This window comes from Emticicia sp. C21 (assembly GCF_003418935.1).
Taxonomy (GTDB): domain Bacteria; phylum Bacteroidota; class Bacteroidia; order Cytophagales; family Spirosomataceae; genus Emticicia.
Genome location: NZ_QVMT01000007.1, coordinates 38,015 through 64,600, shown reverse-complemented (window position 1 = coordinate 64,600; position 26,586 = coordinate 38,015). Strand labels below are relative to the sequence as shown.

General features: G+C 38.6%; 20 protein-coding genes, 1 tRNA gene and 1 riboswitch. Of the genes, 4 read left to right on the top strand and 17 right to left on the bottom strand.

Features of this window, described 5'->3' with window-relative positions:
• Window positions 1–108 precede the first annotated feature (108 nt).
• Together D0T08_RS16835 and D0T08_RS16830 are read left to right on the top strand one after the other, a co-directional pair.
• The gene (locus tag D0T08_RS16835; protein WP_116983842.1) at window positions 109–942 is read left to right on the top strand and encodes a universal stress protein; all 834 of its coding nucleotides are present in this window, start codon (window positions 109–111) and stop codon (window positions 940–942) included.
• Window positions 943–1,089: 147 nt separating this feature from the next.
• Window positions 1,090–1,572 (top strand): GNAT family N-acetyltransferase, encoded by a 483-nt coding sequence (locus D0T08_RS16830; RefSeq protein WP_116983841.1) that lies wholly within the window; start codon window positions 1,090–1,092, stop codon window positions 1,570–1,572.
• On the opposite strand, the gene D0T08_RS16825 is transcribed toward D0T08_RS16830, so the two are convergent.
• From D0T08_RS16825 to D0T08_RS16785, 9 genes are all read right to left on the bottom strand, one after another.
• Window positions 1,573–2,091, bottom strand: coding sequence for a GNAT family N-acetyltransferase (locus D0T08_RS16825; RefSeq protein ID WP_116983840.1), 519 nt, complete (start codon window positions 2,089–2,091; stop codon window positions 1,573–1,575).
• 150 nt (window positions 2,092–2,241) lie between these two features.
• A complete protein-coding gene (locus tag D0T08_RS16820; RefSeq protein WP_116983839.1) occupies window positions 2,242–3,237 on the bottom strand; it encodes an acyltransferase in 996 nt (331 codons plus the stop codon).
• A gap of 202 nt (window positions 3,238–3,439) precedes the next feature.
• Window positions 3,440–3,516, bottom strand: a tRNA-Ile gene (locus D0T08_RS16815).
• A gap of 191 nt (window positions 3,517–3,707) precedes the next feature.
• Window positions 3,708–6,203 carry a carboxypeptidase regulatory-like domain-containing protein gene (locus D0T08_RS16810; protein WP_116983838.1) on the bottom strand — a complete coding sequence of 832 codons (2,496 nt, stop codon included), beginning with the start codon at window positions 6,201–6,203 and terminating at the stop codon, window positions 3,708–3,710.
• A gap of 122 nt (window positions 6,204–6,325) precedes the next feature.
• The gene (locus D0T08_RS16805) at window positions 6,326–7,345 is read right to left on the bottom strand and encodes a type IX secretion system membrane protein PorP/SprF (RefSeq protein ID WP_116983837.1); all 1,020 of its coding nucleotides are present in this window, start codon (window positions 7,343–7,345) and stop codon (window positions 6,326–6,328) included.
• A gap of 344 nt (window positions 7,346–7,689) precedes the next feature.
• Window positions 7,690–17,802: an SdrD B-like domain-containing protein gene (locus D0T08_RS16800; RefSeq protein WP_116983836.1), complete on the bottom strand. Its 10,113-nt coding sequence runs from the start codon at window positions 17,800–17,802 to the stop codon at window positions 7,690–7,692.
• A gap of 386 nt (window positions 17,803–18,188) precedes the next feature.
• Window positions 18,189–18,398: a hypothetical protein gene (locus tag D0T08_RS16795; RefSeq protein ID WP_116983835.1), complete on the bottom strand. Its 210-nt coding sequence runs from the start codon at window positions 18,396–18,398 to the stop codon at window positions 18,189–18,191.
• A gap of 27 nt (window positions 18,399–18,425) precedes the next feature.
• Complete coding sequence (locus tag D0T08_RS16790) at window positions 18,426–18,863, bottom strand: SRPBCC domain-containing protein (RefSeq protein WP_116983834.1); 438 nt, start codon at window positions 18,861–18,863, stop codon at window positions 18,426–18,428.
• 9 nt (window positions 18,864–18,872) lie between these two features.
• Window positions 18,873–19,295, bottom strand: a complete 423-nt coding sequence (locus D0T08_RS16785) for a VOC family protein (RefSeq protein ID WP_116983833.1) — start codon at window positions 19,293–19,295, stop codon at window positions 18,873–18,875.
• Window positions 19,296–19,428: 133 nt separating this feature from the next.
• Here D0T08_RS16785 and D0T08_RS16780 point away from each other — a divergent pair, with 133 nt between their 5' ends.
• Entirely contained in the window at window positions 19,429–20,400 is a 972-nt protein-coding gene (locus tag D0T08_RS16780) for a GlxA family transcriptional regulator (RefSeq protein ID WP_116983832.1), read from the top strand.
• A gap of 13 nt (window positions 20,401–20,413) precedes the next feature.
• Here the strand turns inward: D0T08_RS16780 and D0T08_RS16775 are convergent, their stop codons facing one another.
• The 3 genes from D0T08_RS16775 to D0T08_RS16765 are packed head-to-tail and all read right to left on the bottom strand — an operon-like array spanning window position 20,414 to window position 21,816.
• Window positions 20,414–20,785, bottom strand: coding sequence for a DUF1801 domain-containing protein (locus D0T08_RS16775; protein WP_116983831.1), 372 nt, complete (start codon window positions 20,783–20,785; stop codon window positions 20,414–20,416).
• A 2-nt stretch (window positions 20,786–20,787) separates the two neighbouring features.
• On the bottom strand, window positions 20,788–21,369 hold the full coding sequence (locus D0T08_RS16770; RefSeq protein WP_116983830.1) for a dihydrofolate reductase family protein: 582 nt from the start codon (window positions 21,367–21,369) through the stop codon (window positions 20,788–20,790).
• 33 nt (window positions 21,370–21,402) lie between these two features.
• Window positions 21,403–21,816, bottom strand: a complete 414-nt coding sequence (locus D0T08_RS16765; protein WP_116983829.1) for a pentapeptide repeat-containing protein — start codon at window positions 21,814–21,816, stop codon at window positions 21,403–21,405.
• 115 nt (window positions 21,817–21,931) lie between these two features.
• Here D0T08_RS16765 and D0T08_RS16760 point away from each other — a divergent pair, with 115 nt between their 5' ends.
• Window positions 21,932–22,909, top strand: a complete 978-nt coding sequence (locus D0T08_RS16760; RefSeq protein ID WP_116984018.1) for a GlxA family transcriptional regulator — start codon at window positions 21,932–21,934, stop codon at window positions 22,907–22,909.
• 11 nt (window positions 22,910–22,920) lie between these two features.
• Here the strand turns inward: D0T08_RS16760 and D0T08_RS16755 are convergent, their stop codons facing one another.
• The 5 genes from D0T08_RS16755 to D0T08_RS16735 all read right to left on the bottom strand — a co-directional run bounded on the left by D0T08_RS16755 (window position 22,921) and on the right by D0T08_RS16735 (window position 26,569).
• Window positions 22,921–23,709 (bottom strand): hypothetical protein, encoded by a 789-nt coding sequence (locus tag D0T08_RS16755; RefSeq protein ID WP_116983828.1) that lies wholly within the window; start codon window positions 23,707–23,709, stop codon window positions 22,921–22,923.
• The gene (locus tag D0T08_RS16750; RefSeq protein ID WP_116983827.1) at window positions 23,706–24,047 is read right to left on the bottom strand and encodes a DUF6984 family protein; all 342 of its coding nucleotides are present in this window, start codon (window positions 24,045–24,047) and stop codon (window positions 23,706–23,708) included. Before D0T08_RS16750 ends, D0T08_RS16755 begins: the two co-directional genes overlap by 4 nt.
• 1 nt (window position 24,048) lies before the next feature.
• Window positions 24,049–24,516 carry a CYTH domain-containing protein gene (locus D0T08_RS16745; protein WP_116983826.1) on the bottom strand — a complete coding sequence of 156 codons (468 nt, stop codon included), beginning with the start codon at window positions 24,514–24,516 and terminating at the stop codon, window positions 24,049–24,051.
• Window positions 24,517–24,648: 132 nt separating this feature from the next.
• On the bottom strand, window positions 24,649–25,950 hold the full coding sequence (locus tag D0T08_RS16740; RefSeq protein ID WP_116983825.1) for a voltage-gated chloride channel family protein: 1,302 nt from the start codon (window positions 25,948–25,950) through the stop codon (window positions 24,649–24,651).
• A 28-nt stretch (window positions 25,951–25,978) separates the two neighbouring features.
• Window positions 25,979–26,045: riboswitch (Fluoride riboswitch) on the bottom strand.
• Window positions 26,046–26,134: 89 nt separating this feature from the next.
• Window positions 26,135–26,569 carry a carboxymuconolactone decarboxylase family protein gene (locus D0T08_RS16735; RefSeq protein WP_116983824.1) on the bottom strand — a complete coding sequence of 145 codons (435 nt, stop codon included), beginning with the start codon at window positions 26,567–26,569 and terminating at the stop codon, window positions 26,135–26,137.
• Window positions 26,570–26,586: the final 17 nt, after the last annotated feature.

Sequence of the window (26,586 nt, the reverse complement as noted above, 5' to 3'; positions counted from 1 at the left end):
AAGATGAGAAACACAAAAGTAGGAAACTTTATAGATACTTAATATTGAATACCGTGGTGGTATATATTTTTTGACTTATTTTAGTATATCCAATTAATCAATAAATCCATGAAAAAAATAATAATAGCTACAGATTTTTCAGAAAGCTCTGATAGCGCTTTAGTATACGCTACATTTTTAGCCAAGCAGTTCAACGCCGAATTATTGGTTGCTCATATTTATTTTCCTGTAGTGCCTTTAGACCCAAATCTGGCCTATGATACCATAGCTCCAACGACGTTGCAGGAGGAAATGATAAAGAATTATGAATTACAATTAAAAGGAATTGTAGATTCTTTAAAAGAAAAGCATGTAAAGGCACACAGTGAAATGATCGTGGGAAGTTTGTCTGCGAGCATTGCCGATCTTGCCAAAACTAAAAAAGCAGACCTTATTATTGTAGGCAAAACACCTGATACTTCTTTTTTCGATAGATTAACAGGAAGCACCGCCACGAGTGTAGTCAATAACACTAGCGTACCTGTATTGATTGTTCCGGCCAATAGTCATACACCATCTTTCAAGAATATTATCTATGGTACTGAATTAGAATCAGAAGAGAAGAGCGTATTGGCTAAGGTCTTTAAATTTGGGAAAGAATTTCATTCAAAAGTAACCTTAATTAAAGTAAATGCTGATTTTGAGTTAAATGTTCAGGACGATGAGCAATTATTGAAAGATATACAGGATGGTTTCTCGAAAGAGAAGTTTGCTTTTGAAGCCATTAAGGCTGACAATGTTAGCGAGGGTTTATTAAATTCGGCTCATACACATAAAGCAGACTTATTGGTAGTAGCAGGGCATCATCATAATTTCTTATCAGAATTAATCAACCCAAGTAAATCAAAAGAGATTATTAATAAGACTGATATTCCGGTTTTGGTATATGATATTGAGGGATAGGCCTGATAAAGATTAGTTAAAAGCTACACTCCATAGTGTAGCTTTTTTATTGGCCTAATATGAAGAAAATATATCTCTCAATTATTCTGTAATATAAGTCGAAATGATACTTTTGCTAAAATAATTTCAGCGAAAATTGATAAGAAAATGTTTATAAGAAAAGCTAAAGAAACAGACCACGATGGCGTATGGGAGATATTTTCTAGTGTTATAAAAACAGGAGATACCTATGTTTTTAACCCTGATACTCCAAGATCTTCTTTGCAAGCTTACTGGTTTGCCGATGTTATGGATACATTCGTAGCAGTTGAGAATGATGAAATAATAGGTACTTATTTCATGAAACCTAACCAGTTGGGTTTGGGGAATCACATTGCTAATTGTGGCTATATGGTAAGCCCAAATCATCGGGGCAAGGGGATAGGAGGGTTGCTATGTGAGCATTCACTGCAATTTGCCAAAGAAAAAGGCTATTATGGCATTCAGTTTAATATTGTGGTAAGTACCAATAAAACAGCTGTAGACCTCTGGCAAAAATTAGGTTTCCGTATTATCGGCACAACTCCTAAAGGTTTCAGACATCAGGATTTAGGCTTGGTAGATAGTTATATTATGTTTCGGGAAGTGTGATTATATTTCCTTTAACATCACTACCATTCCTCTATATTCTTCTTTTATATAAGGAAGAGTTAAAATAGTTTCGCTGATTATTTCAAATCCCTGTTTTTGATAAAACCCCTGCGCTTCACCGCCTTTCATGGCTTTTAACCAGATAAGCTTTTTACCCCGGTCTTTGGCAAATGTTGTAATCATTAAAAGTGTTTCTTTTCCCAAGCCTTTTCCTGCTGCATTTTTCAGAAAATAAATGCGTTCCAATTCAAGCGCTTCATCTGAAGTATAAGAATCAATAGCTTTATCAATATTCAATTTTACGAAACCTGCTGGTGCATTATTAACAAGAACTAGGAAAAAAATAGCATTAGGATCCTGTATTTCTTTTGACAACTGTTCGGTGTTAAAACTATTTTTTATATAGTTTTTTCCCTCATCATGCCAAAGATATATATAGTGTTCATTATAGGATTGTATGGCTACCGCAATTAATTGAGTTATATCTTCTTTTGAGCAAACTTTATATTCTACTGGCATAGTTGTTAATTGTCTTAATTTCTTTCAAAATAATGCTATGAGATTGATTAAAGCAAAAAAGCTACACGTAATGTAGCTTTAATTTTGTCTGGTATATTGGAAACGATTCTGGTATGTTGTGTCTGTATTATAGACAAACTTAAAATCAATTTACTTTTCCTTATTAGTGCCTGTGATTGCCCCAGTTACCTTATTCAACAAGATGTCATAATAGTAGCTATACGCTAAGGTAACTATCAGTAAAATTACCATTACAAGTGGAGTCATAAAAGAGATACCATAGGTGGCGTTCAGATAATCATATAAAAACATATGTGTCAGATACAATGAAAACGAGAACTTTGATACCCACAGAAAAAACTTGTTTAATGGAGGTATAGTTCTGAATAGAATGATAGTGATTGAGGTATAGGCAAGAAACGAAAAGACATCATTTAAGTTTTTGCCGATGCTTCCTCCTTTAATGGCTAAAACTCCGGTAAGCCCAAGACAAACGAGTGCTATCAAGAAGTAATACCATAGAGGTGCCATTGTTAATTTATCTAGCATTCCGGTTCTGGCCACAACCATGCCAAGGGCAAATTCCCATAGATACTGAATAAAGAATCTATTAAAGGCTTCTCCACTTTCAGGCAATATAAACGAAATAAAAAAACTATATCCTAATGAAATCACTAAAGTTGTAATAATAAATAACTTATATTTTTCAGATTTTAGGAACCATAATAGCAGCGGGAATACTAAATAAAACTGCACAATAGTAGATATAAACCAGAACTGAGCACCATAAGAGGTCATGTAGTCTGATACAAACATTTTGAATAGTAAAATATGGCTAAGATATGCCACAAAATCTACCTCATAAACCTTAATGGCTAGGTTTATCAGGAAAATTAATGTTATGGTTATGTAGTAAGGTAATAATACCTTGATTAACCTACGCTTAAGGAATGTCTGGTAATCGATGTATTTTGATAAGGTAAGTCCGAAGCCTGAAACAAAGAAAAATAAGTGGATACCTGCTCCGCCAAAGCTTTTGGCATAATTAAGATAAGTAGGTAAGGGATAGGCAAACAAGAAGTGATAAATAACTATAGTAAAGATAGAGAATCCCCGTGCATAGTCAATGAATTCGTATTTTTTCATGCTGTTTAAGAAAATGATTAATTGCTATGTTCTTTACAATCAAGTAAAATAATTGGGACGTATATCTTCCTTAAATTCTTTAGACGGACAACTTCTTACGCTCAAAACTTATGCCATTTTTGTGGATAACAGTAGTAGTAAAACTTTGTTTAGTCGAAAACAAAAAAAGCCATACTTTTGAAAGTATAGCTTTTTGGGATTTTGGTGGGCCCACCTGGGATCGAACCAGGCACCTACTGATTATGAGTCAGTTGCTCTAACCGAATGAGCTATAGGCCCTAAAACCTTGTTGGTTTTGTGGTGCAAAAGTAAGAATTAAGAAATTAACTTCAAAGAAAAATTACAAATTCACTGATAAAGTTCCAATAAACGGGTAGGAGGTATGTTAAGAAAGAAGATTTTGACCTATTAAAATCAAAAAGCCATTCCCCGAAAGAAATGGCTTTTGTGTATAAACTTTGTTGGTTTTATTAATTCATTTCCAGGATTTTAATCTCTGTACGACGGTTCAATGCGTGTTGTTCTTCTGTACATGTCACACCGTCTGCACAATTGTTCACAAGTGTGGTTTCACCATAGCCTTTAAACTCTACGCGGCTGCGGCTGATACCTCTTTTGAATAGATAATTGGCTGAAGATTTTGCGCGATTATCAGATAATGTCTGGTTGAAATCTGCATCAGAGCGGCTGTCAGTATGTGCACGAAGCTCAACTTTCATGTTTGGATACTGACGCATCAACGATACCAGTTTATCCAATCCGGCTCTTGCATCAGGACGTAAATTATATCTACCATATTCAAAATAGATATTGTCAACCTGAACTATATCGCCTGTGCTAAACATCTGAATATCGGCGGTAACATCACCTTTCTTGCAACTCAAACGACGGATACGTTTACCTTTTGAACCTAGGTTATCTTTAGTGCCCTCAACTGTATAATCGCAACCCTCTACAACCTGGAACTGATAAGTACCTGTAGCATCTGTAGTGGCCGTTTGTGTGCTATTGTCGCACTCGTTACGTAAGGTAACTAATACCCCTGCGATAGGTTGGTTAGTACCTTGCATGGTTACCTTGCCTTTCAAGAAACATCTGTTACCTGGTAGTGCATTGCTTGGGCCATTATTCCCATTTGGATTTGAATAACCACTTTGTGCATTCGGGTTATTATTGGCCAGTGTTGTAGAATCAACGGCAGGTTTTGGTCTGCTCATCGGAATCTCCAGGCGTGATGGCTCATTATCACAATCTTTGGTTGAGAAACTTACTGTATTGGCATTATAACCCTCACGTGTGGCTCTGAATGTGAATTCTGTGTCTTGCTCTAAACCTTCCAGTTTCACACTACCGTCGGCATCACTAAGTCTTTCTTTAATAGTGCCATCTTTGTCTTCATAAACAATCTTGGCATTATCTAAAGGCATTTTGGTTTCTGCATCATATACGGCTATAATCAAATCACAACCCTCTTTTAACTCACATTCACGGTCGAATTTGTAGATATCATCATCATCGCCACCACGTTTACGGTTTGAGCTGAAATAGCCTGCTTTGCGAAAACCATCAGTCAGGATACCGAAATCATCTTTGCTTGAGTTGATCGGTGAGCCTAAATTGATAACACGTCCTTTAGGAGTTGTGCCATCTAATTGTGAGAAGAAAATATCTAATTCTCCTAAACCCGCGTGGCCGTCAGAAGAGAAGTACAAATGCCCTTTATCATCTACAAACGGGAACATCTCATTTCCTTTTGTATTAACGTTTTTACCCAGATTGACAGGGGCTGTCCAACTGCTACCATCATAACGAGAGACATATAAGTCTGTGCCACCGAAACCACCTGGCATATCAGAGGCAAAGAATAATAGTTTCTCGTCCGGCGATAGGGCAGGGTGTCCTGTTGAATAATCGTCGCTATTAAAAGGTAATTCTTTAATATTTTTCCAACCGTCTTTATTCGCTTCGCCGATATACAATTTCAATTTCGTAATTCCGTCAGAACTTCTTTTGGTTTTCCCATTCAGGAAGTTGTTACGTGTAAAAACTACTTTTGAGCCATCTTTAAAGAAAGCAGATGGGCCTTCATGATATTTTGAGTTAATAGACCCACTCATTCTGTCAGACTCTGTCTGAGGTTTGTCGCCATAACCTAAACCTAAGCCTACGTTTGTCCCTCCATAAGTTCCGATCGTGCGTGTATCATTGGCTGTTGGAGCAGTATATTCGTCTGAACCAAGTGTTCCCGCTCCTCCACCACCTCTTTTACGAGGCGTTCTGGCTTCTTCGGTACCTGCACCCAATCCGGCTGCTTGTCCACCAATGGCAGATACATTATCTAAAAAATATAAATCAAGGAATGGCGTATCGTTCCAACCAAAAACACGACGGACACCAACCGTACTGCGACGGTTTGAAACGAAAACCAACCCATTTTTGAAATAAGACGGACTGAAATCTGACGAATTGGTGTTGATTGACAAATAATCTACTTTGTAGCAATTGGCATTTTTAGACAATACGCTCACATCGTTGTAGAGTTTTGAAAAACCTTTTCCACGTGGGTCGTCTTCTACCTTGCGGGTATATTTGTCATACATTTCCTGCGCTTCTTTGTATTTACCGTTACTGGCCAATACCTGAGCGTATTTCAGAGCTACCGGAACTCTATCATCAGATAATTCTCCGGTGCTGCCTTCGAATATCTCGCGATAAACGCGTTCAGCATTTTGAGTATCCTTGATTTTAGTATAGCTATCGGCCAGTTTGATTCTGGCATCTAACTTTTGTTGCTCAGTAATTCCTTTCTTCGCCAAAGCAGACTCGTAAGCATCAATAGCTTTGATATAGCTGAGACTTTCATAGTGATGCTGGGCAGCTTTAAGCAATGCTTCCTGCGCTTGTACTCTACCTATGAATAGAGTTGCCATAAAGATGGCCCCGATGATATTTAACCTGACAGTCATTGTTGCTGAATTTAAAATCGCTCAGTTTTGTAAAAATGATTGCATATAAAACCATAGTGCAAGAAAAAAATGATTGTTTCAGCTTTTTCTGACACCTGTAAATGTTAAAACGAAACTTACTATTAGAAATACCTTGGAGTTAGGATTTTATTCTTAGCATAGCCAAACTCATACCTAAGCATGGCTTCATGGGTAGGAATACCAATCACACGGTCGATACCTTTTTTACTTGGGTCGTTCAATCGGTTAGCCGTGAAATCATAGGCATAACCCAATCTGAATTGAGGAGTTAGCTGTAATTCTAACATACCGACAGCAGCGTCGAAACCTTCGGTCTGGCTAAAGCTCTGGAACTGTCCGATGCGGCCTGAGATACCAAAGGAAATTTTATCTTTTATCCAGAAGTTAAGATTCCCATCAAATCCAAGAGGGGTGCCTTCTGTATAACGAATCATAGTAGATGGCTTGATTTTGAAATTGCCTTTGCCAATCACAAAGCCCATCATCAGGAAGAAGTGACGTTGTGTACGACTTTTCTTGGCAGCAGCCGAATCAGAACTCGCATAGTTGTAGTTGGATAGAGGATTTTGTATAATCTGAGGACATGAAAAACCCATATAGCTTCTATCATTGCTTAGATAGATACCGCCACCAACGTTAGGTAAAATCTTATTAATGTCATAAGTTCCACCGAATATAGGGTCAATGCCTACGTCTTTTGCATCGCTTAATGCCCAACGAATATTGACAGCACCACCCTGCACACCAAATGATAGGGTTGAGCGCGGGCCTACTTTCACCCGATAAGCATAGGTTAGATAAATACCTGTGTTTTTGGCAAGACCAATACCATCATAAGATGCCTGTAAACCGAGTCCCATTTTCTCACTGCTGATAGGCATGTCCATCGAGAAAGTGTAGGTAGTAGGAGCCCCTGGAACCCCGATCCACTGATAGCGTCCGAGAGCAGTCAGACTTAATACATCTCGGCTACCCGCATAAGCTGGGTTGATAGCCATTGTATTAAACATGTACTGTGAAAACATCGCTTCCTGTTGCGCGTAGGTGTGAAAATTGACAGATAACAACCCTACGAAAAATAGCGTAGCTAACCTGCTTTTCAGGTTTGTAAAGTTTTTCATATTTTACTCAATTAATAGTAAAGACTTAGCATGAAACTTTGTCTAAGCCCAATTATACTCAATAGCAAAACAAAGTTACATTAAGAATTTTAATTATCAAATTTTTTTCATTTATCATTAAAATAATCGATTTTTAAAGTTTTTTTAACGAAAAAAACTCTTTTTCGACTGATTTTCGATACATGCGTCATTCAATAGTTTGCTTTCTAAAAGCACCTAAAACCTTGCCAGAATTAACAAAATTTCAGATGAATTTTATAGCCGTTCTTTGCTTAAAGTTCCTTTGTTTTATAAGGTTTTGAGTGAACCGGAAAATCCTTGTTCACTCATAGCCCTGTTATCAATTATCTTACAACTGTAATAAATCCAATTACTGGTTTTCCATCCCATTTACCATCGGCTTGCACCACGTAGTAGTAAGTACCATCCGGAACATCTTTGCCATCGCTCATTAACACAAGGCCATTGTTGGCTTTTCCATCCCAGCCTTGAGACTTGCCGTAATCCTCATTTTTGTATACCAAGATACCCCAACGATTATAGATATAGATGCTAGCTTTTACATTGGTATTATTGATGTGTTCAATAAAGAATGTATCACCTTTGCCATCATTATTCGGAGAGAAACCACCTGGTATAATCGCTGTCGCCGTATCATTCGGTAGCGGTATGTCATCGCCTATAGTGATTAATGTAGGAGCACTATTGTTGCCAGGGTTACCATCATTATCAGGGTCAGGGTCTATACCTGTCTGAGAAATATCGGTTATGTTGGCAGTTGTATCTCTAGCACTACCATACGCAGTATTAGCAAAGATAACAGCCTCTTGTTTTTCGGTCAGAATTCTTAACTTCAACTCTAAGGTATCTGATGCACCCGGTGCTAACGAACTACTGTCGGCAATCAACATGGTAGTTACACCTGTTAAGGCAGTTGTACGGCCATTAAAATCAGGATTCAGTTTCAACTGGCTGCCTGCACTCAATGTTGGCGTATTATCAACAATAATAAAGTTACTGCTATCGTCGGCTACAAATACATTATCGAGACTATCGATTAGTTGTACTTTCGTAAGTGTACGTGTACTATAGTTTTTGATAACAAATCTATAAGTCAGATTATAGGTTTTATCTGCATTCGGGATTGTATCCAGTACAGCCGATTTTGCTATACCCAGTGCCGTAACATTGATAGGATTAATACCTCCATCGATACTGATTGGCGTGGCAATACTATTGTCTTTAGGATTACCATTATTATCCGGATCAGGATCAGTGCCATTGGTAGATAAATCATCAACCGTTTTATTGGTTGGATATTTACCTATAGCTAATGCCTGGTTGGCAAATGTAGTAGTACCCTCAGAAAGTGTTACACGTGTAAAGATTGTGATATTACGCGTGGTATTTTTAGGAAGTGTACTTAATGAATCAACCAATAGGTTAATCAAATTGCCACGTCCGGTATAATTATCATTAACTTTAAATCCGGCATCAGCGGTTACATGTACTGAGTCGATTCTTACACTATCTCCAAAGGTTACAGCAAGATTGTCTTGTACTTGAACTCCAATGAAGTCAGTGCGTCCGTAGTTTTTTACTTTGAACTTGAACGTAACGTCGTAAGTTCTGTCGCCTACTTTAGTCGGCTCGGTAGCTTCTTTCGAGATACCTATCAAGGCTTCAGGTAAGATACCGAAGTTGATAACAGTAGGGGTACTTCCCTGTGGATCAGGGTTGAGGCCGTCATTAGAAATATCGCTGATAGTGATACCTGCCGGAGTTTTGCCCGAAACAATGATTGAATTTCTGAACGGCCCTAAGTTACTGTTGAGTTTCACATTGACTACCCATTTAACCGTATCAATTCTGCCAGGAGCTATCATACTTGCACTTGCCAATAAGCAAGAGTTACTTGCGCCATTATAATTGGCATTGGTTACCAGCTGGCTTCCAGCACTTGCGCTCGGTGCTTGTACAATAGTGGCCTGTACCGGAGCAGGGAATGTATTAGTTAATGTATCACATAGCTGTACGTTCGACAAGGTCAGGTTTCCACAGTTTTTCATAATTGCACGGAATGCGATATTATAGCTTCCATCAGCCTGCTTAATAGTATCTTTTACATAAAGTGCCAGACCTATACAAGGGATTTCGATCGAACTCATGCCACCTGGGTCTAAGTTCAGGTTCGTCGGATTACTACCCGGTGCATCAGGGTTTGTACCTGCATTCGATAAGTCAACTACGTTTTCAGTATTTCCGTTAGCCAAAGTACCTGAACCTCTTGCAATAGCTGTATTGGCAAATAGTTTTATTGTATCCGGTTGCAGATTGACACTGAATTGGAGTGTATCTGTCTGGCCCACTGGGATACTACTACCCGGAAGTGTCAGACGGGTATCTGTTGTGCCATTGAATGCATTATTAATCACTAACTGGCTACCAGAATTTTTAACCGGTGTACCTAATACTGTAAATGTAGCAGGTAAGTTAAATACTTTTGATAGCGTATCAGTTAATACTACATTGTTCAGAGCCAACGAACCGTTGTTCTTCACAAATAGTGTATAAGTAACATCGTAAGAACCATTGGCTTTCTTGGTGCTATCTGATACAATTTTAGCCAGACCTACACTTGGGCTCTTATATAGTCTCACAACCGTTGGTTCTGCACTTGGTTTATCAATATAAGGACCGTTGTTTGATACGTCTGATACATCATCTTCAATACCAAATGTGGTCATTCCGGTAGCTTCTACCAGGGCATTGGTACTGAATGGTCCTTCATTGCCATTTGGTACAATATTGATAACAAATTTTACTGTATCAGTCACACCTGCTTCAATTTCACTACCAGTCGGAACTGTCAGATTTAAGTCTGTCGAACCGTTGAAATTATCGTTTGGTATCAATTTGCTTCCTGCGCCTACCGTTGGTTTCTGAATAATTGTATAAGTAACCGGCGATGGAAACATGGTAGCAAGGTTTTCAGTCACCTTAATGTTTTCCAGCTTCACGTTTCCACAGGCTTCAATAAAGGCACGGAATGTAATATTGTAGCTGCCATTTGCCTGACGGGTTGTATCAGCCGCCAACGACATAGCTGTACAGATTTCCTGACAAGTAGCACAGTGAATATCCCAATGACTGCTGTTATTACTAAGAATTGGATCAACCTGGTCGATTTTTATAATCTTAGCTATATTTCTGATCGTACCTGCTTTGGTAGTTTTTGCTGTATAAGTATAAGTCTTGATAGCGCCACCAGGGAAAGTACCGATCACACTCACTAATGAATCTGTACCAAAGGCTGTTAAGCCTGGAGTAGCAGAAGTAATAGTGATACCTTTTGGCAACACGTTTGTAATATGCACATTGGTAGCTGTGGTCATGGTATTGTTGGTAACCGTAATAGTATAAGTCAGTTGGTCACCCACTGCCAGTTCTACACGTGAACCTACGATTGTGATGCCTAACTCAACACCAGCCGTATCTAATGGCGGTGTACCGCAAGTATCAATGTCTACTATAATTGGTGCGCTTGCGCTGTAGCAACCTATGGCGCTTTTCTCAAATACATAATATGTACCTGCACCAACAGCTGTTGCGTTAGTCAACAATGGTGAGCTAAGTGTTGCACCTGTACGGAACTCGAATGTACCACCTGTAGTTCTTGGTGCACTGGTAACCGCATTCGTAAGATTGACCGTGGTAGCCGGACAAACATTTTTAGCTGTAGCAACTACTGATGGAGGAGTGATTGTGTCATTAGCCACTACCACAATGGTATTCGAACTTAACGAAGCACAACCTTGCGCATTTAATAATTTAACCGAATAAGTGCCAGATGTTTTTACGACAATACTTTGTGTAGTATCTCCGGTGCTCCATACGCGACGACCCGTCTGTACTATACTTAAAATAACCGAATCGCCGGAACAGATATTTGGAGATTTATTACTTTCAATATTTGGTGCTGTACCTATACCATTGATTGTAAGTTTGAAAGTATCTGCTGCTGCCAAACATGGGCCATTTCCGTCAGGATCATTAGTAGTCAATGTAAAGTTTACAAAGCCTCTTGTAATGTCTGCACTTGTATAATTATATTTTGTATTCAGACTCAGAGAATTATCGAATGTTCCGGTACCATCGCTAGTCCATTTAACACTTTGCGCCGAGCCACCTTTTTGTCCGTGCAATTCAAAGAAATTGGCACTGATACATACGGTAGAGTCTTTACCGGCAAATGCTGTGGCCGGATTAGTTGCACAAGAAGTGGTATCGTTACAATTGATAATCTGAACGTTGATACGGCTTCCTTCGCTGAAACAACCTGCACCTGATTTTTCAAATACATAGTATGAGCCTGTTCCAACTGATGATGGATTAGCCAATACCGCAGAATCAGGACTGTTGTATGCACGGAATGTAAATGTTCCGCCAACTGATGAAATCGCACTTGTTACGCCGGTTGTTAAATCAACATGCGTGAACGGACATACATTCGTAAGGTCTTTGGTCGTTGGTTTTTTCAGACCCGAGCCATTCACCTGTATCGTAATCACATTAGATTTTTCACTCTGACATTTGCCGGCATCACAAACCGCCCAGTAACTGGTTACTGTGGCAGGAGATACGTTGATAACAGCACCCACTTGTCCGTCAGACCATTTCACTGTACCTACACAACCTGCAGCTTCTAAAGTAGTTGAGCTACCACCACAAACCTGTGGTTTTTTGCAGCTTACCAATGGAGGCGCCGGGCTACCTACGTTAACAGTAGCAGCAGCCGATGGTGCACTTTCGCAAGAACCTACTTTACATTTGACTGTATATACTGTTGTCTCCTGAGGACTTACAACAATCGAAGAAGTAGTTTGTCCATTAGACCATACGAATGTGCCAAGACAACCAATTGCTTTCAAAGTAAGAGTGTCTCCCTGACAAATTCTTGGTCTTGCACAAGTACAGGCAATAATTGGCGGCTCTGGCTGAGAGGTAACCGTAATGGTTAATTTATCTGCTTCGTCGCTTGTACAAGTGCCCTGGGCAGCTTTACAAACGGCGGTATATTCTGTTGTAGTAACCGGATTTACCGTTACTGAACTTCCGGTAAGACCATTCGACCAGATTACATTACCCTCACAACCTGTTGAAGAAAGCACTGCGGCATCTCCCACACAGATAGTTGTATGATTAGCACTAAGAACCGGTTTGTTCAGTTTGCCTACTGTAACAGTAATGTTATTTGATTTTTCACTTTCGCAATTTCCTATTTTACAAGCAGCGGCAAATACAACGGTGTTTGTGACGTTAACAGTGATGCTAGAACCCGTTTGCATGTTTGACCATACAACTGTACCTGTACAACCCGTAGCAGTTAATGTTACATTACCACTGGCACATAGGTTTGTATTTGATGCCGAGATAACCGGAGGTACGCTTGTTTCTGTATTGACTGTAATCGTTTTAGATGCTACAGCCTCGCAGGTTCCTGCAGAGCAGGTAACTGTATAATTAATAGTAGCAACCGGATCAACTGTAATACTGCTGGTTGTCTGACCATTACTCCATAGTAAACTACCTGTACAACCTGATGCTGTCAGCGTAGCCGAACCACCTACGCAAATAGTATCTTTAGAAGCCGTAATAGTAGGCGCTGTAGTAGAAACCGTGATAGTACTTGCAGCAGAAGAAACACTATTGCAATCATCAACATTACAGATTGCCGTATAAGAAGTAGTAGCAGTTGGGCTCACTGTAATAGTAGCCGTTATAGCACCTGTACTCCAAGTTACAATACCATCGCAATTATTTGCTGTTAATATGACTGATTCTCCCGCACAAATCTGGTCTTTGGCTTTTGTAATAACCGGAGCAGCAGGTTGAGGCTTCACTGTAATAGTTTTAGAGGCTTTGGCACTACATTGTCCGCTTATACAGGTTACTTCATAAGTAGTAGTTATGGTTGGTGAAACTGCTATAGCAGAACTGCTAACCCCATTAGACCATACCAACGTACCATTACAGTTTGATGCTGTAAGGTTCACATTGCCACCTGCACAAACCACGTCTTTATCAGCATTTATGCCCGGTGTTTGAGCGGCAGGTGTGACTGTAATAGTAAGTGGCGCAGAAGTCTGGCTGCCACAACCACTTGAAGAACAAGTAGCACTATAAGTACCTGTTGTACCAGGCATAATACTTACTGAACTTCCGGTCATACCGTTAGACCAAGTTATGGTACCACTACAACCGTTGGCGGTAAGTACCACTGTTTCGCCATTACAAATCGCATTTTTACTTGCTGAAATGGTTGGAGCACTGCCAGCATTACCAATAGTAATCGTTAGTGGGCTTGATACGCTACTTGTACAAGTATTTGTTTTACAAACAGCTGTGTAAATAGTAGTAGCAGTAGGATTAACCGTAATACTTGAACCAGTTGCACCAGTAGACCACACAACGCTACCTGTACAAGAAGTGGCGCTTAATACTACACTTCCGCCTGCGCATATCGTATTGTTAGGTGCATTAGAAGTAATAATCGGTGGTACAATCTGATTAACTACTACTGATATAGGATTTGAATCACCACTAGAACAAGCATCACTGATTTTACATTTTGCCGTATAAGTAGTTGAGATTGTTGGGCTAAGTGTAATAGAATTACCTGTACCACCTGTTGACCATACTACTGTGCCTGTGCAACCAACTGAAGTCAAGGTGATGCTTTCTCCTGTACAGATATACGTAAGAGAAGTAGCAATCAATGGTACAGGCGGGTTACAAGGGCCTGAAGTAATAGTTATATCTGCGTCATCCGTATCATCTTCGCCATTACCTGTGCCATTATTTGGAGTAGAGTCAGCATCTTGCTGGTCTGATTTGGTAATCTGTGCCCAGTTCTTGATACTTCCTGTTGATGCAGTAATTTTTACTACAATCTGGAATGTTGAAGCAAATCCTACTTTAATTTCGTTAAATTTCGCTGTTACTGTATTGCCAGAAGTAGTGATATTATCTGCTCCGGTAGCTGCTATAATTTCTAAGCCATCAGGTACAATATCTTTTACTTCAACATTGGTAGCAGGGCTTGAGCCATTGTTGAGAACAGTTATGTAATAAGTAATTTGTTCACCTATGGTAGCTGTAGTTTTATTGACAGTTTTATCTAAACTTAGGTCCGAAACAATGGCGTCCACTGATGGCGATATAATCACTTTACTATTATCATCTTCTGATGTGGTAGAAGCATTACCAGGTGTTGAGTCAACATCTTTCTGGTCGGCTTTACTTATTTGCGCAAAGTTTATTTTATCTCCTGCCGAAGTTACTTTTACTAAGTAATCTAAAGTAATCGTTTGCCCAGCGGCAATATTAGAAATCGTGGCAGTCAGTATATTACCATTTTTCGTAAAAAATGGGCTCGAAATAAACTCTAAGCCTGTTGGCATCTGGTCTTCAACCTCTACATTGGTTGCCGCATGTGGGCCGGCGTTCGTAACTTTGATAGTGTATACAATATTATCCCATACTTTAGGGGTCATTGTAGTTACTATTTTAGTAAGACTTAAATCAATTAATGTATCACAATTTTTCAGATTGACTTTCAGCATTCTTGGAGGGCTGAAACAACCTGCACCAGATTTTTCAAATAGATAATAAGTACCCGCACCAACACTTCCTGGTGTTGATACCAAAGGAGATTTCTCGCTGGCTGATGTATGCCATTCGAACGTACCGCCAGGAGTAGTTGCTCCATTGATGACATAATCATTCAGATTAATGGTTTTGCCAATACACTCATCTACTACCCCGGCGCATGATGGAAGCGATGGACGAGCATTAACCACAATAACTACCGGCTGACGAGAAGTAGGGCAACCCGGGTATGAGCCGTCAATTTCTGCATAGTAGGTAGTAGTTGTGGTAGGGTATACTAGAACTGATTGATCACTATCGCTTGAGAATACAGGTGTACCATTTATAGCTGCTAAGTACCATTTGATATCGGCACTATTACTTGTAATCCCTTTAATGAATGTAGAATCGCCTACACATATATCTCCATCAATGGTAGAGACCGTCAGTGTAGGGCAAACGATTGTTTGATGTAAAGCCGCATCTATCGATAAAATATCTTTTTTGCTAATGTCAGCAGGGTTGATGCTGATTTTTGCCGAATACCCGGTGGTTGAACTGAAATCGCTATCAGCATTATCATTACCACCTTTATCTATCATTTCAGAAATAGTTGTACCCGAAGCAAGTGAGCTTGTAATGATTTGCACGACATAATCGCCTAATGCTAAACCACTAAACAGATAGAAACCATTGGCATCGGTAGTATCAGTTTTTAATACGCTACCTGTTGGAGAACCATCAGGGTTAGCGGCATATAAATGTAAGATAATACCACTTACGCCTGTTTCGTCTATATCTTGTACACCATCATTGTCCGTATCTTTCCATACATAATCACCAATAGAACCCATTGGGTTGTAGATGGCGGCATCAAGTGTCAAATTATCTTTATTAAGAGGATCAGCTTCATTTTCAGGGTCTAAAGTAATTTTTGCGCATAACGCTGTCGTATTACTGAAATCGCTGTCGGCTTTGGTATCGCTTCCCAGTTTTGTTTTGGTACTGATAACAGAACCGGCAGGTAATGAGTTAACTAACAATTTTACAACATATGTGCCCTTAACCAGATTGGTGAATTTATATAAGCCATTCACATTAGTTGTATCTTTTGCTAAAACCGCACCTACAGGATTACCGGAGGCATCGGCTGCATATAACTCTACAATTACGTTGTTCACACCTGCTTCACCACCATCCTGAATACCGTTATTATTGCCGTCGTTCCATATATAATCTCCGATACTGCCAACCGGGGTATATAGGGCAGCGTCTACCGTTAGGTTATCTTTTTTGTTTCCGGTAGAGTCGGTATTAATAGTTATTTTGGTAGAGTAACCTGTTGCTGCACTGAAATCGTTGTCTTTAGTATCATCAGAGCCTAGATCTTTTTTCTTCGAGATTTTTAAAGTATCAGATAAATTAGAAGAAGCTATTTTTACTAAATAATCGCCTGATACAAGATTTGAGAAAAGATAATGTCCGGTATTATCGGTAGTATCTTTACTAATTGGGTTACCAGATATATTACCTGAGCCATCAACTGTATATAATTCTACAATAATATTTTTGATACCTGGTTCACCGGCATCTTGTAAACCATTATCGTTTTTGTCTTTCCAAACCAAATCACCTATGCTGCCATAAGGTCCGGCAATAACTTGTATGGCACAACAGCCCTGACCTACACAGCCTCCTACATTAGAAGTAAAAGTATAGTTGCCAATCGCTTTTATAGTTAATGAGGTATCGGCATTTACAACAGCTTCCGGTGTAGTACCTATTATCTCTGTACCATTTCTGAACCACTTTACAACTGTACCGGTTTTTTTATAAGCACTTGGTACAAAAACAGTATATTGTTCGCCCGGATAAATCAGAAGCGGAACAGAAAAACAAACCGTAGTAATATCGTCTTCGGCTAAGCTATTGTTGCCTGGAGTAGAATCACTATCTGTATCTCCACCACCTATTGAATTAACTTCAGCGATGTTAAAATATACACCTCTTTGTGTAACTGTGCCATTTAATTCTAATTTTACTGAATCGCCTGGTGCCAGTGTAGCTACATTCCATAATCCTTCGCCAGTGCCAGCATTGTGAGTAAAGCTTGCACCACCTGTATGAGTTGTGAGCGTAACACCGCTAACCGGAAAGCTATTTTTCACAACAATACTATTGGCAGTAGTAGTCCCCTCATTCTTTAACCAGATGGTATGTTTAATCGAATTACCTATTGCCGGTGCTGAATTATTAACTTCGCTGCGCAGAGATAAGTCTACGATAGCAAATTTATTGGCAAAAACGCCTAAAACAGAAAAAAGCACCAACGCAATTGTTGTTGCAGTACCTCTGAATAATGATAAATTTGATGGAGGATCATCTTCGTGATAAGCTTTATTATGAGTAATAGCTGATTCGGAAAGATTGGGTATCCATTCTTTGGCTTCTTTATTAAAAGCACTTCCTATATGATAGGTTTTGGTAGAAGTGGTCGATTGGATAATCGTTGCTCCTGCATCTGCTGATAGTTTTGCTTTGATATGGAAAGCTCTGTTAAAGTCAGATGCCTGCGAAGAATAACTATACTCTTTCTGCAAATTGGCTTCTTTTTCCGGAGTTTCGATTGTAAATGATTGATCAGAAGCGATAGCTGCGGGAACTTTGTAAATAGATTTTTGACCCAATCTTTTCAGATAAATACCAACGACTTCACTTATTCTTTTGATAAGTCTAAATACGTTAATAGGTGTAGAAGTATTTCTCGCAAAATGTTCTCTCTTGTTTGTGGTAAATATGTGTCTCATCTGCAAATATTTTTAATATTCACTTACTAATTGGGTTAATCTTACTCAATAGCATATTGTAATCCATATATAGTATCTAAAATTGTGCCAGCTTTTTTTGCACGGTATCTTAGAAATAATCGTTTATTACGAATATTATCAATATTATGCTAATTTATGGCATAATTTTCTATGAGTAATTTATTAAATCGCGAAAATTGTGCCAAAGTTTTTGGGTAAATAATAAGGTAGGTTATAGTGCAGTAAGGTGATTTTAAATAAAACTTGGAAAAGTTATATTTTGACGCTGAGAACAAGTTGTAATAGATTATAAAGTAGCTATAAAGATAAGCACAAAATGTAGATAAAACAAAGCCTGAAGTGTCTATTCTTCAGGCTTTGTTGAGCTATTCCAATACCTGGCATTGGTAGCCACTCGTGTGTATAATAGTAATAATTCTTTCGTACGAAATGCTATCGCCTTCTACTCTCAGAATCTTATCACAATCTTCCAGATCAAAATTTATTTTGAACAAGGGAAACTGCTTTATCAAAACTTCAAAAAGTAAGGCGGCTTGTTTTCTTTCCTGAATATTAGTCTTAAAAACCTCTACCATTGGCTTGTTAGTTTTGTTATAATTGAACTACTCTTCTGCCAGACTTTTTATTTTTAACAGGGCTTTATCCCAAGCCTCAGACATACTTTCAAAACCACTTTCTGACATATCCGATTCAATATCAAGCAGTGTTTTACTTTCTTTCGAGCTTAATCGGTAAGTTTCATGGGCACCCTTAAATAGCTGTGCTTCTTTGCTCTCAAAATCTTCTTCGTTGTCATTTAATACACCATCATACTCAATTGATAGCAATTCGCATGGCTCATGAGTAATAATACGTCCGAAGATACCGCTTCCGGTATGGTCAGCGAATGTGACTTTACTTCCCAATTGCCAGTCTGTTTGAGCAAAAGAGCCCGGGCTAAAAATGGCCAGCCAATCTCTTGTATAAGAGTCTTGTGTCAGAACATCCCAGATTTTCTCTTTTGGGGCATCAATTTCAATAGATTTTTTAATAGTTTTCATGATTTATTTTTAGTTATAATCGTAATTTACCATCCAGCTAATACCAAATTTATCGTTAAACATGCCAAAATACGAACCCCATGAGGCTTTTTCTAGAGGCACCAGTATTTTGCCTCCATCAGAGAGTCCATAGAAGAGTTTTTCTGTTTCCTCTTCTGATTCAGTAGTGATGCATATATTAAAATTATTGCCTTGCATTAAAGTAAAACCTTGTGATTCGAGAGCATCGGTTGCCATTAGTGCGCCTCCTTTGCCTATGGGTAAACCCACATGCATGATTTTTTCTTTTTCCTCGTCCGACATATCAGCTCCCTCGGGGGTATCTTTGAAGCGCTGAAAAAACGAAAATTCTCCACCAAAGACTGATTTGTAAAAATTAAATGCTTCTTCGGTATTACCCGGAAAATTAAGGTATGTGTTGATTGTTGCCATGAGCACTAAAAGTTTAACTGTGAATTATTAAAACAAAATTAATCAACGAAGACCATTCACATGGGTGTTAAAAAAGTCAATTGTAGGGGGTGTTTGAGACATTTTTTTCGTTATTTTTACAGAAAAAAAATCTATGACTTGCGTAGGCATTTTACTTCCACATGATTACAGATTATTAAGTGTTGCAGCTATTTTAGATGTGCTTGAAGCTGCTAATAAAATCTACAAAACAGATGAGGAAACCATTCCATTTAACATCAGCTTATATCAGTTAGTTGAATCAGACCGAGCTATAAATACTTCATTTCATGGGTACCCGGTTGCAAAAATTGAAGAAGCTAACCGTATTGATTTAATTCTGATTCCTTCATTCAGCACCGATGATATGCAACAAACCATTGGTAAAAACCGGGCTTACATCCCCTGGCTGCATCAGCAATTCCGATTAGGCTCAGAAATAGCTACTTTTTGTACGGGAGCTTTTCTATTAGCAGCCAGCGGCTTGTTAAATGGCAAAGTAGCTACTACCCATGTAGATGCTTGTCCTGCCTTTTCTACTGCTTTCCCTGACGTAGTATTAAGAGGTGATAAGACCGTTACCGAAGATGGTAGATTATTTACCAGTGGTGGCTCTACTTCTTCGTTTCATTTATTACTGCACTTGGTTCAGAAGTATTGCAATAGGGATGTTGCCGTGAAAATAGCCAAAATCTTTGCCATTGATATGGACAGGCAGAATCAGTCTTATTTCAGTACTTTTCAACCATCTCGCGACCATAATGATAATATTGTAGCCATGGTTCAGCAGAAGATAGAAGCCAATTATCAGGAAGCTGAAACCATTGAAGAACTCATAAAAGACATTCCTTCAAGCCGACGGAATGTATTAAGGCGATTCAAACAAATTACGGGTATTCCTCCCATTGAATATTTGCAACAAATACGGATAGAAGCGGCTAAGAAACTACTGGAGCAAACCAATCAACATATGGGAGAGGTGATTTTTAGCTCCGGTTATAATGATCCTAAAGCCTTCCGCAGAATTTTTAGAAAAATAGTGGGTATGACCCCGACGGCTTATAGAGAGAAGTTTCAAAGTAATTAGTTTTGAAAACTACTTACTCATCCAAGAAACTCACCAATTGATTCAGAATACGTTCAATCTCAGTTTTATTGGCTTCAATTTCTCCCATATTATGCAGGTAGGTCATGCGGCGGGAAACATAATTTCCCTCTAAAATGGGCGAACTGATTTTTTCAATATTCGGATGATGAAAAATTAAGTGTATAAGGTTTTGATCACGTGGATTAAAAGTGACTAAATCTTCTTTATAATAATAGCTTGGCGCTGCCCACTTAATGCGTTCGGCGATTTTGCTATTAGAATTTTTAATGATGGTTCTTACAGCCTCAATTTCTTTTTTCAGAGGATGTTCGAGGGTAGCCATGTACTCTCTTACTTTTTCAGCATCCGATATTTTCTTTGCCATTTTTATGATTGTTTAGCAGGTGCATAATGCAATACTACAATTCCACAACTACAGGCTTTACTTCTCACTAACTCTAGTCCGAATTTTTCTGTTAAATCTCCAAAAATAGGTTTTCCTTTACCTATAGCAGAAGGATTCAGAAAAAGGTGATATTCATCAATCAAATTGTTCTGAATAAAAGAAGAAACCAGACCGGCACCGCCATATAACATGAAATCTCCGCCATCCTGATTTTTCAGCCTGTTAACCGTTTCAACCAAATCACCACTTTCTATAATGGTGTTGTTCCAGTCGGCATGGGTAAGTGTTTTTGAGAAAACATGTTTAGTCATAGTATTAAAATTCCTTGCAGCGGCTTTATCATCCTCACTGCTTTCAGGATTGGTTTCGGCAGCAGGCCAATAGGTTGACATACCTTCATAAAGTACTCTACCTGCAATAAAGGAGTCTGCTGAAGCCATGAGTTCTTTTACATAGTTTTTCAGTTCCTCATCCCAGTTCCAGACTGTCCAGTCTAATTCGCCATTCGGGCCGCAGACGAATCCATCTACTGAAGTCTGCATCTGTAATTTAATCTTTCTCATGTGTGTGTATTGTTAAAGTTAGAAAAAGTGAATTTATTGAGTCTTACTTTGTGTGAATTTTTCTAATAAAGTTTCAACTGGAATCCCGTTGATGGTCATGCCTTTCAGATTACAGTCATTAATGGCTACATGAGCCAGATTGCAATTAGTAATGGTGCTCGCTTCAAAATCGCAGTCTTCAAATCTTACCGGAGGATGCTTGGCATCAGGGTCATAGGCAGGGTGGTCCTCAGGAGGCATTCCAATATTATGGATATAAGCACCTCCCAAACTTGCGCCCTCAATTTCAATATTACTCATATTGGCATTGGTAATCCTGGTGCCATTTAAATTAACATCATTGAAAGTCAGATTTTGCAGACTTACGCAATTGAAAGTAGAATTATCAATGCAGACATCTTTTACCGTAAGTATGTTTTTGGTGTAATCAATATCAATAAGGCTCATAATGTAAAATATTTTGATTTATATGAACAAAATTAGGCGGATTTATTAACTTTGAACTGGTGTAAAAACGACAATAAAAGGGTCAAATCCGCCATTCTATTTTGCCTTCATGCCTATGAAAAATATCACGATTCTGATTCCAGAAAATGCAGTATTAGCTGCTATCAACGACCCCCGTAATATTTTCACGTCGGTTAATCAATTTCTTCAGATGGCAGGAAAACCTGCGGCATTTAATGTGCAAATGGTTGGGTTAACTAAGGAAGTAAAACTCCATGATAATTTATTTACAGTGCATGCCGATGCTACCATCGATGAAGTGAAACAAACTGATCTGGTATTTGTACCTGCCATAAGTGGCGATATAGCAACTACTCTGGAAATGAATAAGGGTTTTCTACCCTGGATTGTGCAACAATACGAAGACGGCGCAGAAATAGTGAGCCTGTGCATAGGGGCATTTTTACTGGCATCAACTGGCTTGCTAAATGGAAAGAGATGCTCGACACATTGGTTATTTGCTAATGAGTTCAGAACGATGTTTCCGGAAATAGAATTGGTTGATGACAAGATTATAACAGAAGATCAGGGACTATATTCGAGTGGGGGAGCCAGTTCTTACTGGAATCTGCTATTGCATTTAGTAGAGAAATTCGTGAATCGTGATATGGCAATTAAGGCTGCCAAGTATTTTGCCATTGATATTGAAAGAAATAGCCAGGCATCGTTTATGATATTCAATGGACAAAAGGGTCATGAGGACGATGCTGTGAAAAAAGCACAGGATTTTATAGAGAAAAATTTTGAGGATAAAATCACGCTGGACCAGTTGTCTGATATGTTTGCCATTGGTCGTAGAAGTCTGGAACGCCGCTTCAAGAAAGCTACTAATAATACAGTGATGGAATATATTCAGCGGGTAAAAATTGAAGCGGCCAAAAAACACTTTGAAACCAGCCGGAAGAATATCACAGAGGTGATGTTTGACGTAGGCTATACCGACAATAAGGCATTCAGAAGTACTTTTAAAAAAGTAACGGGATTATCGCCTATTGCCTATAAAAATAAGTATAACCGCAGTGCGCTTTTCTGAGACAGAAAGACTTAAAGGTTATTGATATATTGCTTCCAGTTTTTAATCAAATCTTCTTCGCTGACAGCTAATTGGTTGAGTATGTCAGATTTTTTATTGAAGACTAAAAGTGCTTTTAGTTTTTCTCTCCCATATTTTTGGTCAATATACATTACCACTGAGCCGGAAAGACCATATTTTAACTTACCTGTCCAGAAATTATCTAACGAAACAGGAATTTTATTTTCTGCAATAGCCTTTTTGATTTCTTTGATTCTATCGTCATCGCATTGCCCTGATGCGTAGGTAGCAAACCCTTCCACAAACCAATCAATCTTATCGGTATTGCTAAAATCAGGACTCGCATTGAGTTGCCCATGATAGACATGGAAGAGTTCATGCGTAATCAGGTTCTGGGTTTTTGCTATCTCGTTATAATTATGTTCACAGGCTTCTGTGCTCCATCTTTTGGGTGAAATCATATCCAGTTTAGTGGCTATACCGCTAGCTACCATCCAACATTCAGATTTAAAATCAGGCATGCCCCAGTCTTTTTGCCATTGGGTATCTAAAGAGGCTCGATTAGGATGAATATAGACGGCAAAGGTATTTTTGAATGGAGATTTTAGAAAAGACTCAACTGATTTAATGCCTTTTTCAAGAATTACATTATAATCATCTTTATTTTGCAGGTCGACGCTTGTATAATGCAAAGTATATTGCTCATGTTTTTCAGTTAGCCATTCGATTGGCAAAGCTACCCAACTGAATGAGATGAGACTTAAGCCTGAAATCAAGAGAAATCTATTTGTGAGTTTCATGATTCTGGTGTTCTGATAGTTACTTTATCTGGTGTTGGATACTCAAGCAATTTAGAAAAATCAACTTTCCAGAAGTCTAAATCAAGCAGGCGATTCTGATGATCTTTGGTTAAGGTAATTACCACAGGCGTGCCATCTATATCGGTGTATTCTACCTGAATCAAATCTCCGGCATAGCCATTGACATCACCACCTAAGCTAATGCTACCCATTTTTCCGCCCTCATATTCGTCTACATACTCATCATAGGGATAATCAGCAGGATTCGGATGTATTTGTGTGAGTAAAAAGTTGATTAACTCTTTCTCATTTTCTCGTATCAATCTTTTCTCGCTCATATTACCAGTTTTTAAAAGGATTGGCTGATAAGTTTGAATTATAATATTTATTGTCTCCTGTTACTTCTACGTTTATCCACTCGGGTAATTCAAAAGATTCCTCTTCGCTTTCTAGTTCTATTTCCGCTACAATTAAGCCTTCATTATTTCCCAGAAATACATCAACTTCCCACAATTTATTGCTATAAAGAACTTTGTATCTGATTTTAGAAAGCTCGGATACTGCGAAGTTATCTAACAATTCTATCCCTTCTTGTTTCGGAATTTCATATTCAAACTCTGTTCTGGTTGCTCCCAAAGAAGCACCTTTGATAGTCAGATAAGCGGTTGTATTGGTTACTCTTACCCGGATTGTTTTATCCGGGTCTTTAAGAATGTAGCCTTGCCTGAATAATTGTCCCTCAGGTTTTTGGAAATTATCCCATTTATCCTGATGGATTAAGTATTTTCTTTCTATTTCTAATGCCATATTTCTATACTTTGTATTTGTGTATGACGATTTTTCTAATCGTTCCGACAATGTATCATTCTACTGTATTAATCTATCCCTTTGCTGAGACTTTTTAGGCACGATTTGAAAAATCGTGATACACAATAAAGTTTACTTCAACTCATTCATGCGTTTGCCTTTCAGATGTGCAAATCTACTATGTTTTGGTTCGCCAATCATTTGTTTTTGATAAATGGTAGTGTTTCCTGATAATAAATAAGCTACTACGCAGGCAATTGCTACGTAAATGCCACATTGATGGCCGAATAATTCTATGCCCATGAGCATACAGGCGAGAGGGGTATTAGTAGCTCCGGCAAAGACTGCTACGAAGCCCATGCCTGTGAGCAAACCCATTGGTAATGGAATGAAATAAGATAAAGTATTCCCCAAAGTAGCACCTATAAAGAATAGGGGAGTTACCTCGCCACCTTTAAAACCTGCTGCTAAAGTAAGAATGGTAAAAGCCATTTTAAGTGCAAAATCATAAGCGGGTAGTGGCTCATTAAAGGCCTGAGCTATAGTTGGTATACCTAAACCAATGTATTTGGTAGTACCAATGATCCAAATGCCAAGCACTACAATGATACCTCCTATGAAAGGGCGGAGCGGAGCATAATTAATGTATTTTTTAAATTGACTACTCACGAAATGGATAGTACGACTAAAAATTGCGGCACATACACCTGCGGCTATACCAGTCAGGATAGCGTATAATAGAGTGAGTGCAGATATATCAGGTACTAAATCAATATGATAAACGGTGTGTTGCACCTGACATAGTTTAGTTACTAAATCGGCGATGATGGCTGATAGAAAGGCTGGAAGGATAGCATCATACCTGAGTCTGCCTATCAGAAAAAATTCTAAACCAAAGACTGCTCCGGCCAGAGGAGTACCGAAAACAGATCCGAAACCTGCTGCAATAGCCGCGATGATTAATATTTTTCTTTCATTTGTATTTAATCTGAAAGGTTTAGTGAATTGGTCGGCGATGGCAGCCGCCATTTGCAAGGCTGTTCCTTCTCTTCCAGCTGAACCTCCTAATAGGTGGGTAACCAATGTACCTATATAAATAAAAGGCGCCATTCGGAATGGGATGATTTCCTGTGGCTGATGGATGGTATCTATCAATAAGTTATTTCCTGCTTCAATGCCTGTACCTAAATGTTGGTAGAGCCAACCAATAGCAAAGCCACCAATGGGAAGTAAGGCGATGAGCCATAGATGAGTTTCTCTGAAATTCGTTACCCAATCAAGCGAGCGTAAGAAGATGGCTGACGTAATACCTATGCAAGTACCTATAACTGTACTAATGAATATCCATTTGAATAAATAAGGAATAGCAGGGAATTGTCTGAAAAACAGACGAATCTGGAGAATGATTTTGCGAGATTGATTTTTGTTTGACATACAAATCCTGATTAAATGTTAGGGACATTTACAATCAGGCGCCATCAGCTTGTTTAAGGCGGTTCAATTAGGAAGACACCATTTCCTTTTTCTTACGATACAAAAGTAATAATTGCATTCATATATAAAAACAAAAGCCATAAGAATGCGTGTTTCTTACGGCTTTTGGACATTTAAAATTTTGTTAATCCAGAGGCAATTCTGTAGTAATAGCTATTCTGTTCCATGCATTAATGGCTACAATAGCTACAATAATTTGTGCTAAATGATTCGCATCAAATAAGCGCTCAGCGGCTTTATACGTTTCTTCAGAAACATGATTCTGAATTGAGGTTATTTCTTCAGTCAGGGCTAATATGGCTCTTTCTTCTTCTGTGTATAGTGTAGTTTCTCGCCAGGCGCTTAATAAATAGATGCGTTGTTCGGTTTCTCCATCTTTTTTAGCTTCGCGGGTATGCATATTTAGACAAAAAGCACAGCCGTTAATCATAGAGGCTTTTATCTTGATTAAATGTTGATGTATTTTGCTGACCTGTGAATTTTGTACATAATTTGCGAGTCCATACATAGCTTTAAATGCTGCTGGTTCAACCTGTTGGATATTGATTCTTGTGCTCATTTTTGTTTGTGTTTTAA